The organism is Mesorhizobium sp. M8A.F.Ca.ET.161.01.1.1, from assembly GCF_004792105.1.
In the GTDB taxonomy this organism is placed as follows: domain Bacteria; phylum Pseudomonadota; class Alphaproteobacteria; order Rhizobiales; family Rhizobiaceae; genus Mesorhizobium.
Genome location: NZ_SRTD01000012.1, coordinates 13,073 through 26,776, shown reverse-complemented (window position 1 = coordinate 26,776; position 13,704 = coordinate 13,073). Strand labels below are relative to the sequence as shown.

Annotated in this window: 9 protein-coding genes; 5 read left to right on the top strand and 4 right to left on the bottom strand. The window is 64.3% G+C overall.

Going from position 1 to position 13,704, the window contains the following annotated elements:
• Window positions 1–41: 41 nt before the first annotated feature.
• From EN804_RS24990 to EN804_RS24980, 3 genes are all read right to left on the bottom strand, one after another.
• Window positions 42–839 carry a glycosyltransferase family 25 protein gene (locus EN804_RS24990; protein WP_135862964.1) on the bottom strand — a complete coding sequence of 266 codons (798 nt, stop codon included), beginning with the start codon at window positions 837–839 and terminating at the stop codon, window positions 42–44.
• 259 nt (window positions 840–1,098) lie between these two features.
• Complete coding sequence (locus tag EN804_RS24985) at window positions 1,099–1,902, bottom strand: glycosyltransferase family 25 protein (protein WP_127277845.1); 804 nt, start codon at window positions 1,900–1,902, stop codon at window positions 1,099–1,101.
• Window positions 1,903–2,219: 317 nt separating this feature from the next.
• Window positions 2,220–3,032 (bottom strand): glycosyltransferase family 25 protein, encoded by an 813-nt coding sequence (locus EN804_RS24980; protein ID WP_135862286.1) that lies wholly within the window; start codon window positions 3,030–3,032, stop codon window positions 2,220–2,222.
• 202 nt (window positions 3,033–3,234) lie between these two features.
• On the opposite strand from EN804_RS24980, the gene EN804_RS24975 reads away from it, so the two are divergent.
• The 3 genes from EN804_RS24975 (at window position 3,235) to EN804_RS24965 (ending at window position 7,113) form a co-directional block, all read left to right on the top strand.
• Complete coding sequence (locus EN804_RS24975) at window positions 3,235–5,739, top strand: heavy metal translocating P-type ATPase (protein ID WP_135921598.1); 2,505 nt, start codon at window positions 3,235–3,237, stop codon at window positions 5,737–5,739.
• 43 nt (window positions 5,740–5,782) lie between these two features.
• Window positions 5,783–6,175, top strand: coding sequence for a DUF305 domain-containing protein (locus EN804_RS24970; RefSeq protein WP_127277847.1), 393 nt, complete (start codon window positions 5,783–5,785; stop codon window positions 6,173–6,175).
• A 92-nt stretch (window positions 6,176–6,267) separates the two neighbouring features.
• Entirely contained in the window at window positions 6,268–7,113 is an 846-nt protein-coding gene (locus EN804_RS24965; RefSeq protein WP_135883669.1) for an aldo/keto reductase, read from the top strand.
• Between the two features lie 46 nt (window positions 7,114–7,159).
• Here EN804_RS24965 and mutS read toward each other — a convergent pair whose 3' ends face one another.
• Window positions 7,160–9,889 carry a DNA mismatch repair protein MutS gene (gene mutS / locus EN804_RS24960; RefSeq protein ID WP_135921597.1) on the bottom strand — a complete coding sequence of 910 codons (2,730 nt, stop codon included), beginning with the start codon at window positions 9,887–9,889 and terminating at the stop codon, window positions 7,160–7,162.
• Window positions 9,890–10,042: 153 nt separating this feature from the next.
• Between mutS and EN804_RS24955 the strand changes: the two genes are divergently transcribed.
• Entirely contained in the window at window positions 10,043–11,236 is a 1,194-nt protein-coding gene (locus EN804_RS24955; RefSeq protein WP_135921596.1) for a glycosyltransferase, read from the top strand.
• Window positions 11,237–11,369: 133 nt separating this feature from the next.
• The gene (locus tag EN804_RS24950) at window positions 11,370–13,649 is read left to right on the top strand and encodes an NADP-dependent malic enzyme (RefSeq protein WP_127873024.1); all 2,280 of its coding nucleotides are present in this window, start codon (window positions 11,370–11,372) and stop codon (window positions 13,647–13,649) included.
• Window positions 13,650–13,704: the final 55 nt, after the last annotated feature.

Sequence of the window (13,704 nt, the reverse complement as noted above, 5' to 3'; positions counted from 1 at the left end):
CTCGGCGCTGGGTATGGCCTGCTGTCAATCCGGCAAACGCTCTAGTCGTTTGCCTCGACTGGAGCGAGCGGGACGACAATCCGCCGCCGCAGCTTAAAGAAATCGGTGATCCGCCGCGCTGCCCGCCCGGCTTCCCTGCTGATTCTCGCGGTTGTCGGCTTCCTGTGCTTTGTCATAAGTCCACTCGCGGTCCGCGCGGCGTCCCGTTCCGGGGCAAGCAGGCTTGGCAGCCCGTCGCCAATGAACTGGTCCTGCGCGCAGAGCGCTGGAACGAGTTGGTAGACAGTCTTGCCGGCTGAGATAGTGGGGTCGAAGATGAGATCATCGACAGCTATGTTGACCTGCGCCGTTGCTTCCAGGAAGTCGCATGCGGTTTGCCGCGAGAGGAGATAACCCCCGGCCCCGGGATGGCCCTTGCGGAGCCGGACCATGGAAAAACCGTTCCTGGCGGAAGTCCTTCTCCTTTGAATGACGGTTCTGGAAAAGAACGTCTCGAGCTTCACGACGTCCGCGTCTGCTGGCACCCAACTCGTATCGCCAAGCAATGCACCGGCTTTGCCAGAGAAGACCATGTCGTCCTCGAACACAACACCGTACGGGGCGTCGCCCTTGGCAATGATCGTCCAGCAGGCGCGATGGCTGTGCAGGCAGGCGATCTCGCTGCCGGAAAGAGGCCGGATGGCGTGTATCGCGTGCTGCGGCTGCAGCACCAGGTCGGGATGTTGCCTGGCATCGATCCCGGCGACTCGCTCAAACCCGATGCCGATGCGGGCAAATTCGGCGGTCATATGGGCAAGCCGCTCGGGAGAACGATCGAGATTGATGACAAGGCACTTCATATCGCACGCAGGCTTTACCTTCAGCGGATCGCCAGAGCCGTCTAGCACGTGAAGGTCTAGGGATTGCTGATCATTTCTGGGGCTAATTTGCGGTTCGACGAAATGAGCGCGGCTAAAACAGGGCGTGAGCCTTCCTTCGAAGCAGCGTCAGAGATCAATCCTGGCGAGCTTCAGCAGGAATTTCGACACGGGCACCGAAAGGCCTGCCTCCTGCTTTCGCGGCGTGGGCACGGGCACGCCGGCGGTAGCGGCAAGAGATCTAACGTCCGGCTTCGGGCGGATCGAGCGGGATAACCGCGTGTCGCCGCAACTGGCAGTAGTCGAGGATCCACTCGGCGACCCGCCTGGTCTCCACCGCTACCTTTTTCGACAATGGCCTTCGGCGTTTTTCGGCCTGCCCGCTCGCGGTCCACTCGGCTTGCCGTTCCTGATGGAGCAGGCTTGGCAATCTGTTGCGCAGGAACTGGTCCTGCGCGCAGAGCGCGGGAACAAGCTGGTAGATCGTCTTGCCTGCTGCCGTTGCGAATGCGGGGTCGAAGATGAGGCTGTCCACCGCCACGTTGACCTCCGCGCTTGCCCGCAGAAGGGCGCGGGCCGCTTGCCTGGAAAGCAGGTAGCCTCCGGATCCTATGTGGTTCTTGCGCAGCCTGGACACGGAAAATCCCGGGCCGACGGAGATGCCGGCCCGATGGATGACCGTTCTGTGGAAGAATGTCTCCAGCTTGACGATATCGGCGTCGGCCGGAACCCAGCCCGTATCGGCAAGCAGCACACCGGCTTTCGCGGAAAACACAATGTCGTCCTCGAACACGGCGCCGTAGGGCGCGTCGTCCCGCGCAATGATGGTCCAGCAGGCGCGGTGACTGTGCAGGCAAGCGATCTCGCTGCCGAATAGGCGTCGCTCGGCGTACCGGGCATGCTGGGGCTGCAGCACCAGGTCGGGATGTTGTCTTGCATCGACCGCCGCGACGCGCTCGAACGCGATGCCGATGCGGGCAAACTCGGCGGTGATATGGGCAAGTCGATCCGGGGATCGATCGAGATTGATGACCAGGTACTTCATTTTCGGATAAAATCTATACTTCCAGGAGACTGTCGCCGCCCTCTAGCACAGATGGTGCCCGGTCGCATGATTATTTCGTCAGGAATCCCGAAGGAGCAATGCAACGAGCAGCGACGAAGCGGCTCTTGAGCTTCCGGTTACTAGATCGATGACCCGTTTCTGGACGCAGGACAGGGTTTCTATTTCGTGACATCGGACGCGAAACGGAATTCGATTCGGTTGCTCGACAGCATCTTGGCGAGCTGGGTGGAGCTGCCCTGTGGCGGCATTTACGCCCGGTTTCGGCGGCGCTGTGAGTGGGTCCCGGAGAAGCCTGGTTAATCCCTTGGCCCCGGCGAAGCGAGAGGGATGACGGTCCGTCGCCGCAACTTGCAGAAATCGACGATCCATTCCACGACCCGCCCGATCTCGATCCTGATCTTCTCGGTCATCGGCCGCCGGCGTTTTGTCATCAAGCCGCTGGCGAGCCATTTGCATTCGCGTCCGTGGTCGAGCAGGCTTGGCATCCCCAGCGCCCTGTCGCCGAGGACTTGATCCTGTGCGCACAGTGCCGGGACAAGTTGGTAGATCGCGTTGCTCGACCATGTCGCGAACGCCGGGTTGAAGATCAGGTCATCGGCGGTCAGGTTGATCCTTTCGGTCGCCTCGAGAAGATCGCGCGCGGCCTGCCTGGAGATGATGTAGCCCCCGGTTCCCGGATGGAACTTGCAGAGCCTTGACACGGAAAAACCATGACCGGCGGAAATGCTCATCCGCTGGATTATGGTCTTGCTGAAGTACGTCTCCAGCTTGACGATGTCGGCGTCGGCCGGGATCCAGCCGCAGTCGGCAAGCAAACAACTGGCATTCGCGGAAAAGACCACGTCGTCCTCGAAGATGGCGCCGTAGCGCGCCTCGCCCCGCGCCAGGATCGACCAGCAGGCACGATGGCTGTGCAGGCAGGCGATTTCGCTGCTCGATAGTTGCCGGGGTCCATACATTGGATGCTGAGGTTGCTGTTCGAGTTCGGGATGGCTGTGTCCGTCGACCGCCACGACGCGCTCGAACGCGACGCCGATACGGCCGAATTCTGCTCTCATATGGGCAAGTCGGTCCGAGGACCGATCGAGGTTTATGACCAGGCACTTCATTGTCGACCGAAATCTAGCGAGATGAACGTGATGCGGCGAGTAATATTAGCAAGCAAAGTTTTAGCACGAGATGTACCTTTGCGCAGGGGGTGTTCGATCGATTTCACGGCGCCCGAATCGGAAAATCAAAACAGCCCTTGACCTTCCAGTTACTGGAAGCACTACCTCGACCTCGAAGCAGTGACATCAAGGCATTTTCGAAATGACGCATTCAGATCACCATCATCACACGCATGGCTCGCATGGCGGCTGTTGCGCGCCCAAAGGCGCCGCGAATGCGGTGCCGCGCGACCCGGTCTGCGGCATGACCGTGGATCCGGCCGCCGGCAAGCCGACATCAGAGCATGGCGGCCGCCTCTATCATTTCTGCAGCGAGCACTGCCGTTCGAAGTTCCAGTCCGAGCCGGAAAGCTACCTGACGGCCACCGACCCTGTCTGCGGCATGAGCGTCGACCGCTCGACGGCGAAACATTTCGTCCGCCATGAAGGCCAAGGTTTCTACTTCTGTTCCGCCGGCTGCAAGGCGAAATTCGAGGCGGCGCCACAGACCTATCTCGGCGACAGGCCGGCACCGGCGCCGATGCCCAAGGGCACGCAATACACCTGTCCCATGCATCCCGAGATCATCCGTGACAAGCCCGGCTCCTGCCCGATCTGCGGCATGGCGCTCGAGCCCATGGGCGTGCCGACAGGCGATGAAGGGCCAAATCCCGAACTGGTCGATTTCACAAGAAGGCTCTGGGTGAGCGCGGTGCTGTCGGTCCCGCTGCTGGTCGTCGCCATGGCGCCGATGGTCGGCCTGTCGCTGGAGGGCCTGGTCGAGGATCGCGCAAAGGTCTGGATCGAACTGGTCCTGGCGAGCCCTGTGGTGCTCTGGGCTGCCTTCCCGTTCTTCCATCGCGGCTGGGACTCGATCCTCAACCGCAGCCCCAACATGTGGACGCTGATCTCGCTCGGCGTCGGCGCCGCCTATGTCTACAGCGTCGTCGCCACGTTTTTTCCAGACATCTTTCCGCACCAGTTCCGCGGCCATGGCGGTACGGTGCCGGTCTATTTCGAGGCAGCCGCCGTCATCGTCGCGCTGGTCTTCCTCGGCCAGGTGCTGGAACTGCGCGCCCGCGAAAAGACCGGATCGGCGATCCGCGCCCTGCTTGATCTCGCGCCGAAGACCGCGCGGCGGATCGCCGAGGACGGCGCCGAGACCGATGTAGCGCTGGACGACGTCAAGGCCGGCGATCGCCTGCGCATCCGTCCCGGCGATGCTGTCCCGGTCGACGGCACGGTGCTGGAAGGCCGCTCCTCCATCGACGAATCGATGATCACGGGCGAACCCTTGCCGGTCGAGAAGGCCGAAGGCGACGCCTTGACCGGCGGCACGCTCAACAAGAACGGCTCGCTGATCATGCGCGCCGAGCGGATCGGCGCCGAGACGACGCTGTCGCGCATCGTCGAACTCGTCGCCAAGGCACAGCGCTCGCGCGCCCCGATCCAAGGCCTGGCCGACCGCGTTTCCTTCTACTTTGTGCCGGCCGTCGTCCTGGTCGCCGTCGCCGCGTTCATCGCCTGGGCGATCTTCGGCCCCGAGCCCAGTCTGATCTTTGCCATCGTCTCGGCGGTTTCGGTGCTGATCATCGCTTGTCCCTGTGCGCTGGGCCTCGCCACGCCGATGTCGATCATGACCGCCACCGGGCGCGGCGCGCATGCCGGCGTGCTGATAAAGGAAGCGGCCGCGCTCGAACGCTTCGCCGCCGTCGACACGTTGATCGTCGACAAGACCGGCACGCTGACCGAGGGCCGGCCGAAACTGACCGACGTCGTCGCGGCCGCGGGCTTTTCCGAGGACGAATTGCTGGTGTACGCCGCGACCCTGGAAAAGGGGTCGGAGCATCCGCTGGCCGAGGCCATCGTCGATGGGGCGGGCCAGCGCGGCGTGAAGATCGCCGAGGCCAGCAGCTTCGAGGCGGTTACCGGCAAGGGCGTTTCCGGCACGGTGTCGGGCAAGAAGGTCGCGCTCGGCAATGCCGCGATGATGGCCGATCTCGCCATCGACGTTTCCGCAATCCTGGGCCGCGTGGAAGCATTGCAGGGCGATGGCAAGACGGCGATGTTCGTCGCTGTCGACGGCAAGCTGGCCGGCATCGTCGCCGTCGCCGATCCGGTCAAGGCGACCACGGCGGAGGCGATCAGGGCGCTGCATGACAGTGGGCTGAGGATCATCATGGCGACCGGCGACAATGAGCGCACGGCCAAGGCGATCGCCGGACGTCTCGGCATCGACGAGGTTCGGGCAGGTCTATTGCCGGAACAGAAGGCAGCGCTCGTCGACGAACTGCGCGGCAGGGGTGCCGGCGTCGCCATGGCCGGCGACGGCGTCAACGATGCGCCGGCGCTTGCCGCCGCCGATGTCGGCATCGCCATGGGAACAGGCGCCGATGTCGCCGTCGAAAGCGCTGGCATCACCTTGGTCAAGGGCGACCTCAACGGCATCGTCCGCGCCCGCACCCTGGCCCAGGCGACCATCGGCAACATCCGGCAGAACCTGTTCTTCGCCTTCCTCTACAATGTGCTTGGCGTGCCGGTCGCGGCCGGCGTGCTCTATCCGCTCACCGGCACGCTTCTGTCGCCGATGCTGGCGGCGGCGGCGATGAGCCTGTCCTCCGTCTCGGTGATCGCGAACGCATTGCGGCTCAGAACGTTGAAACTCTGAGATTAACCCCCAGATACGAAATCCAACCAACAGGAGACCATGAATGACCTTGGCTAAAAAACTCGTGCTGCTGCTGATGGCGGCCGGAATGCTGCTTGCCGTCTTCCTCGAAAGCGTGCCGGCGCAGAGCGAGGAGATGAAGCACGACATGGGCGCCATGGCCATGGGGGCGGAAAGCCCTTCGACGGCGGGCTACAAGGCGGCGATGGACAAGATGCATACCGACATGATGGCCTCGCAATATACCGGCAACGCCGACGTCGATTTTGTCCGCGGCATGATTCCGCATCATCAAGGCGCGATCGACATGGCCAAGGTCGAGCTGGCCAACGGCAAGGATCCGGAAATCCGCAAACTCGCCGAAGGCGTCATCGCCGCGCAGGAAGCCGAAATCAAGCAGATGCAGGACTGGCTCGCCGCCCATCCGGTGAAGTAAGCTTCCCGGCATCGCTAAGCAGGGTCCGGCGAGAACTCCTTGCGGAGTCTCGTCGAGGCCTCGATGCGATCGAGTACCGACGGAGCCATGCCATGGAATCGAGCGTCAGAACCACCACGCTACCCTGCGGCGAGGCCATACCCGTTCTCGGCCAGGGCACGTGGAAAATGGGCGAGGATTCGCGGCGCCGCTCCGACGAGGTAAATGCCCTCAAGCTCGGCCTCGACCTCGGCGTCACGCTGATCGACACCGCCGAAATGTATGCCGGCGGCGGTGCGGAAGAAGTGGTGGCCAAAGCCATCGCCGGCCGCCGCGCCGAGGTCTTCCTGGTCTCGAAGGTCTTGCCTTCCAACGCTTCAAGGGCCGGCGTGCAGCGCGCCTGCGAGAACAGCCTGAAGCGCCTCGCCACCGACCGCATCGATCTGTATCTGCTGCATTGGCCGGGCAGCGTGCCCCTATCGGAAACGGTGGAAGCCTTCGAGGCGCTGAAAAAAGCCGGCAAGATACGGCATTGGGGCGTCAGCAATTTCGACACCGAGGAGATGGAGGAACTGGCTGGCCTGCGCGACGGCGGCAATGTCCAGACCAACCAGGTGCTCTACAATCTGGTTCGCCGCGGCCCGGAATTCGATCTGGCGCCCTGGAGCCGAACACGCGGCATCCCGCTGATGGCCTATTCGCCGGTCGAGCAAGGCGCGCTGGCGCGCAATGCCAGGCTTGACGCCGTCGCCGCCCGCCACGGCGCGACACCGGCGCAAATCGCCTTGGCCTGGGTGATGCGGCAGGACGGCGTCATCGCCATTCCCAAGGCCGGCAGCCAGGAGCACGTCCGCCAGAATGTCGCTGCGTTGGACATAAAGCTTACGCCGCAGGACATCGCCGATCTCGACCGTGCATTCCCGCCACCGAAGCGCAAGCGCGGGCTGGAGATGATCTGAGGCGGCGGTGCTGCCAATTTCCCCCTCCGCCGCCCAGATTGCAAAATTACTTCCTCGCCAGCCCTTTCAGCCGGTAGAGCGCCTCCAGCGCTTCCTTCGGCGTCATCTCGTCGGGGTTGATCTCGCCGAGCGCGGTCCCCAGCGCGTCGCTCTTCACCGGCTTTGGCGCTTCCCGTTTCACCGCCACCGAAAACAGCGGCAGGTCGTCGACCAGCCGGTTGGTCTTGCCGGAGACCTCGCCTTCCTCCAGCTGGTGCAGCACCGCCTTGGCCCGCTCGACCACCGCACCCGGCAGGCCGGCGAGCCGCGCCACCTGCACGCCGTAGGACCGGTCAGCGGCACCCTTGCCGACCTCGTGCAGGAAAACGACGTCGCCTTCCCATTCCTTGACGCGCATGGTGACGTTGGAAAGCCGCGCCAGCTTGCCGGCGAGCGACGTCATTTCGTGGAAATGGGTGGCGAAAATCGCCCGGCAGCGGTTCTTCTCGTGCAGATATTCGACCGCCGCCCAGGCGATCGACAGGCCGTCGAACGTCGCGGTGCCGCGGCCGATCTCGTCGAGGATCACCAGCGCGCGTTCCCCGGCCTGGTTGAGGATCGCCGCCGTCTCGACCATTTCGACCATGAAGGTCGAACGGCCGCGCGCCAGATCGTCCGAAGCGCCGACGCGCGAGAACAGCCGGTCGACGACGCCGATATGGGCAGACGCCGCCGGTACGAAGGAGCCGGTCTGGGCCAGGATCGCGATCAGCGCGTTTTGCCGCAGGAACGTCGACTTACCTCCCATGTTCGGGCCGGTCAGCAGCCAGATCGCGCCGTTCTTGGCAGTCCCCTCGGGCGAGAGGTCGCAATCATTGGCGACGAACGGGCCTTCGCCCGAACGGCGCAGCGCCTGTTCGACCACCGGATGCCGGCCGCCTGAAATCTCGAAGGCAAGGCTGGAATCCACCACCGGCCGGCACCAGGCCTCGCTTTCCGACAACAGTGCGAGGGCCGCCGATACATCGAGCACGGCGAGCGCATCGGCGCCGGCGCGGATCGCCTCTGCCTCGCCGACCGCCTCCGCCGTCAGCGCATCGAAGGCTGCCAGTTCGATGCTCAGTGCCCGGTCGGCGGCATTGGCGATCTTGGTCTCGAGTTCGGCGAGCTCGGTCGTGGTGAAACGCATGGCGTTGGCCATGGTCTGGCGGTGGATGAAGCGCGCCTTGGCGCCATCGCTGCCGGTCATGATTGCATGATGGTTGGCCGTCACCTCGATGTAGTAGCCAAGCACGTTGTTGTGCCGGATCTTCAGCGAACGGATGCCGGTTTCCTCGATCAGCGAGCGCTCCAGCCCGGCGATCACTCTGCGCGACTCGTCGCGCAGCGCCCGCATCTCGTCGAGTTCGGCATGATAGCCGCCGCGAACGAAACCGCCGTCGCGTTTGAGCAGCGGCAGTTCCTCGCCGAGCGCCTGGGTGAGATGCTGGGCGAGTGCCTTGGGCAGCGCTTGAATCGCGGCCATCGCGCCGGCCAATTCCTGGGGCAGGGCGGCCGCGGCAAAGGTCTCGGCGATGGCGCCAGCCGCCTCGAAGCCGGCGCGCAGTGCGCCGAGGTCGCGCGGGCCGCCGCGATTGAGCGCCAGTCTGGACAGCGCACGCGGCATGTCGGCCACGCTCTTCAGGCTCATCCGCACTGCCTGGCAAAGCCGCACTTCGGAACGGAAGAACGACACCGAATCCAGCCGTGCGACAATGGCCGCCGGGTCGGTCAGCGGCGCCATCAGCCGGTCGGCGAGCAGCCTTGCGCCGCCGCCGGTCACCGTGCGGTCGATCGCCTTGAACAGCGAGCCCTCGCGGCTGCCGGACAGCGTGCGCAACAGTTCGAGATTGCCGCGCGTCGCCGGATCGATGAACAGGGTCGAGCCCTGCTCCTCGCGCTCGGGGCGCGACAGCGGCGGCCGCTCGGCCTTCTGCGTCTTCTCGACATAGGCGATGGCGCCCGAGATCGCCGACAGTTCGGCGCGCGAAAACGTGCCGAAACTGTCTGGTGTCGCCACCTCGAAGAACCGCGCGATCCGCCCCGTGGCCGAGGCCGAATCGAACAGCGAAGGCGGCTGCGGGCTGGCAATGCGGCCGAGCACGTCGAACACCGGCTTCAGCTCGGGATCATGGAAGACCGGCTCGGCCATGATAAGCTCGCGCGGGTCGACACGGAAGATGTCGGCCATCAGCCGGTCGACGGAGGTCTCGGCGACGCGGAAGGCCCCGGTCGAGATGTCGATCCAGGCAATTGCAAAGCTGTGGTCCGCTCCGCCCTTCACCCTGCCCAGCGCCATCAGGAAACTCGATTCCGACGGCGCCAGCAATTTGTCCTCGGTGATGGTGCCCGGCGTCACCAGCCGCACCACATCGCGGCGCACCACCGATTTGGAACCGCGTTTCTTGGCCTCGGCCGGATCCTCGATCTGCTCGCAGACGGCGACGCGGAACCCCTGGCCAATCAGCTTCTGCAGATAGTCGTCGGCCGCATGCACCGGCACGCCGCACATCGGAATGTCGTGGCCTTGGTGCTTGCCGCGTTTGGTGAGCACGATGCCCAGCGCCCGGCTCGCCTTCTCGGCATCGTCGAAGAACAGCTCGTAGAAATCGCCCATGCGGTAGAACAGCAGCGAATCCGGGTTGGCCGCCTTGATCTCGATGAATTGCTCCATCATCGGCGTGACGGCGGCGCCTGGCTGTGGCGCCGCCGTCAACTCGGGAGCGGCATCGGGCTCGTTCGGGCTGTGCATGTTCATGGCGCGGCACGCTAGCAGATGTGGTGGCGGGGTTTAATGCCGGGCCATCGAAAAGCAGGGGAAGATCGCAAGCCATCGTCCATGGCCGGCTATTCAGCGGCATTGCCCGATGCCGTGATCGCGAATATCTGTCGTCTTGGGGGTATAATGGTCATGGACAGGGATGGGCACGAAACGTTCGAGGAGATGGTAGGGCCGATCGACTCGGCCCTCGAACGGCTCTGGCTCATGACGGTTCGGCATGCCAGTCAAAGGTTGGGCTGGCTTAAGTTTTCGGCGGCCAAGCGCCTCCCTTTCGCGCTGCCGCTCAGCGGTCCGTTGTCCCATCTGGACGGCGGCATTCGGCTCGCGGTTTACGTTCTCAGCCACGATCCGCTGTTGATCTACACGCCGATCGGCGGCGCTCGTCCCCTCAACTCGATCGTCGCAATCGGCCGTCGCCTGGCCTCGCGGCGCGCCGTGTTCCTGCTGATGCCGAGTTGGACGCTCGAGCGGCCGCACGTCGTCGCAAAGCTGGGCCGGGATCTCGCCTGGTACCGTGAGAACTTTCCGCTTCACGAACTGATTTTTCTTTGCAACACGCCGGAGGAGCGTCGTCTGGTCACCGCTGTCGGAGGAACCGCGATCGTCTCCAACCACAATCTGATGGTCTCAGAGGACATCTTTCGGCCATTGCCGGATGTCCCCGTCGAATTCGACGCCGTCTATAACGGCCGCATCTCGTACACCAAGCGTCATTACCTCGCCTTCGACGTCGAAAGGCTCGCCCACATCACCTTTTCGATCGGCGAGCTGCCCCGGGCCGGCGACCGTGCCTTCATCCGTCGCCTGCAGGCGCAATCGCCGCTGCATCGTATCGCCAACCCGATTATCGATGGCCTGGCCGGCTGGCTGGCGCCGCAGGAGGTCAATCGCGTCTACAACCAGGCCGCGGTTGGGCTCTGTCTGTCGGCGGCGGAAGGGGCGATGTGTTCCAGCATGGAATATCTGATGGCCGGGTTGCCGGTGGTCAGCACGCCCAGTCTTGGCGGCCGGGATGTCTTCTTCGATCCGGACTATTGCATCATCGCCGAGCCCGATCCGGCGGCGATCCGGCGGGCTGTCGAGACGCTGCGCGACCGCGCCATACCGCGCGAGGATATCCGTAACCGCACGATGGCCAGGGTCGAGCCGCAACGGCGGCAACTCATGGAATTCCTGTCGGAGCTGTTCGAGCGGATGGGAAGCCGACGGCCGCCCTTGTCGCAATGGCCGTTCCCCGGAACCAGGACGCTGCGGCGATGGGCAACGGCCCGCCAGCATGCGCATGAAATCACCGCATTCAAGCCAGCGCAGCCCAGTCCCTGACCGAGCGCGTCCGCTTTGAAGCAGCTTTGCAGAGCTTCGTGGTTTACACGCGGCGGCCCGTGGTCTTAATTCGCAAGGACACAGGCACCCGCTTCAAGGAGGTGCCGCACCGGCGAGGAAATCAAAAAGCATCATGGCCAGGAAAACCGAGAACAACGGTCCGTCCGTCAGCGCACAGGAAGCGCTCGAATTCCATGCCATGGGCCGGCCGGGCAAGCTGGAGATCGTCGCCACCAAACCGATGACGACGCAGCGCGATCTCAGCCTCGCTTATTCGCCGGGCGTCGCCGTGCCCGTGCGCGCCATCGCCGAGGATCCTTCGAGAGCCTTCGACTATACGACGCGCGGCAACATGGTCGCCGTCATCTCCAACGGCACCGCCATCCTCGGCCTCGGCAATCTCGGCGCGCTGGCCTCGAAGCCGGTCATGGAAGGCAAGGCGGTGCTGTTCAAGCGCTTCGCCGATGTCGATTCGATCGACCTCGAGGTCGACACCGAGGATGCCGACGAGTTCATCAACTGCGTGCGCTTCCTCGGTCCCTCCTTCGGCGGCATCAACCTGGAAGACATCAAGGCGCCGGAATGCTTCATCATCGAGCAGCGCCTGCGCGAACTGATGGACATCCCGGTCTTCCATGACGACCAGCATGGCACGGCCATCATCTCGGCCGCCGGCCTGATCAATGCGCTGGAGGTAACCGGCCGCGACATGAAGACCACGAAGCTGGTCTGCAATGGTGCGGGTGCCGCCGGCATCGCCTGCATCGAGCTGATGAAGGCGATGGGATTTTCCCCTGAAAACATCACCTTGTGCGACACCAAGGGCGTGGTCTTCCAGGGCCGAACCGAGGGCATGAACCAGTGGAAATCGGCGCACGCGGTCAAGACCGAGGCGCGTTCTCTGGCCGAAGCGCTCGACGGCGCCGACGTCTTCCTCGGCCTTTCCGCCAAGGGGGCGCTGACCACCGCCATGGTGCAGTCGATGGCCAAGAACCCGATCATCTTCGCCATGGCCAATCCCGATCCCGAGATCACCCCGGAGGAAGTGGCCGAAATCCGCACCGACGCCATCATGGCCACCGGGCGCTCGGACTACGCCAATCAGGTCAACAACGTGCTCGGCTTCCCCTATATCTTCCGCGGCGCGCTGGATGTCAGGGCCACCACCATCAACGACGACATGAAGATCGCCGCCGCCCGCGCTCTCGCCGAACTGGCGCGCCAGGACGTGCCCGACGACGTCGCCGCCGCCTATCAGGGCAACCGGCCGAAATTCGGCCCCAACTACATCATCCCGGTGCCTTTCGACCCGCGCCTGATCTCGGCCATCCCGATTGCCGTGGCCAAGGCGGCAATGGATTCGGGCGTCGCCCGCAAGCCGATTCTCGATCTCGACCGCTACGCGCAGGAGCTTTCCGCTCGCCGCGACCCGATCGCCTCGACCCTTCAGCGCATCTACGATCGCGTGCGCCGCCAGCCCAAGCGCATCGTCTTCGCCGAGGGTGAGGAGGAGCAGGTGATGCGCGCCGCCGTCTCCTATGTGAACCAGCGGCTCGGCACGGCCATCCTGCTCGGCCGCGACGATGTCATCAAGGAGAACGCCAGGCACGCCGGCATCGACTTGAACAAGCAAGGCATCGAGATCATCAACGCGCGCCTGTCGCGCCGCAATTCGATCTACACCGACTATCTCTACGAACGCATGCAGCGCAAAGGCTTCCTGTTCCGCGACTGCCAGCGGCTGATCAACAACGATCGCAACCATTTCGCCGCCTGCATGGTGGCGCTGGGTGACGCCGACGGCATCGTCACCGGCGTCACCCGCAACTATTCCACCGCGCTCGACGATATCAGGCGCGTCATCGACGCCAAGCCCGGCCACCGCGTCATCGGCGCCTCGATCGTGCTGGCGCGCGGCCGCACGGTGATCGTCGCCGACACCGCCGTCCACGACATGCCCAACGCCGAGCAGATCGCCGACATCGCCGAGGAGGCGGCAGGCTTTGCCCGCCGCATGGGCTATGAGCCGAGGCTCGCCATGCTCGCCTATTCCACCTTTGGCCATCCGCAGGGCGAGCGTTCCGAGCGCATCCAGGAAGCCGTGCGCATCCTCGACAAGCGCCGCGTCGATTTCGAATATGACGGCGAAATGGCCGCCGACGTGGCGCTCAACGCCCGCGCCATGGCGCAATACCCGTTCATCCGCCTGACCGGCCCGGCCAACGTGCTGATCATGCCGGCGTTCCACTCGGCCTCGATCTCGACCAAGATGCTACAGGAACTCGGCGGCTCGACCGTCATCGGCCCGCTGCTGGTCGGCCTGAACAAGCCGGTGCAGATCGTCTCGCTGAACGCCAAGGACAGCGATATCGTCAACATGGCGGCGATCGCGGCGTACACGGCGGGGACTTGAGGAGCGTCCCGCCTAGCGGACGAAAGCTTCTGCATCAGACAAGCCCGAAGCGCGC

Excerpts from the sequence above, each read along its gene's own strand:
- EN804_RS24990 (WP_135862964.1), bottom strand. The coding sequence starts at position 839 with ATGAAGTGCCTTGTCATCAATCTCGATCGTTCTCCCGAGCGGCTTGCC.
- EN804_RS24985 (WP_127277845.1), bottom strand. The coding sequence starts at position 1,902 with ATGAAGTACCTGGTCATCAATCTCGATCGATCCCCGGATCGACTTGCC.
- EN804_RS24980 (WP_135862286.1), bottom strand. The coding sequence starts at position 3,032 with ATGAAGTGCCTGGTCATAAACCTCGATCGGTCCTCGGACCGACTTGCC.
- EN804_RS24975 (WP_135921598.1), top strand. The coding sequence starts at position 3,235 with ATGACGCATTCAGATCACCATCATCACACGCATGGCTCGCATGGCGGC.
- EN804_RS24970 (WP_127277847.1), top strand. The coding sequence starts at position 5,783 with ATGACCTTGGCTAAAAAACTCGTGCTGCTGCTGATGGCGGCCGGAATG.
- EN804_RS24965 (WP_135883669.1), top strand. The coding sequence starts at position 6,268 with ATGGAATCGAGCGTCAGAACCACCACGCTACCCTGCGGCGAGGCCATA.
- mutS (WP_135921597.1), bottom strand. The coding sequence starts at position 9,889 with ATGAACATGCACAGCCCGAACGAGCCCGATGCCGCTCCCGAGTTGACG.
- EN804_RS24955 (WP_135921596.1), top strand. The coding sequence starts at position 10,043 with ATGGACAGGGATGGGCACGAAACGTTCGAGGAGATGGTAGGGCCGATC.
- EN804_RS24950 (WP_127873024.1), top strand. The coding sequence starts at position 11,370 with ATGGCCAGGAAAACCGAGAACAACGGTCCGTCCGTCAGCGCACAGGAA.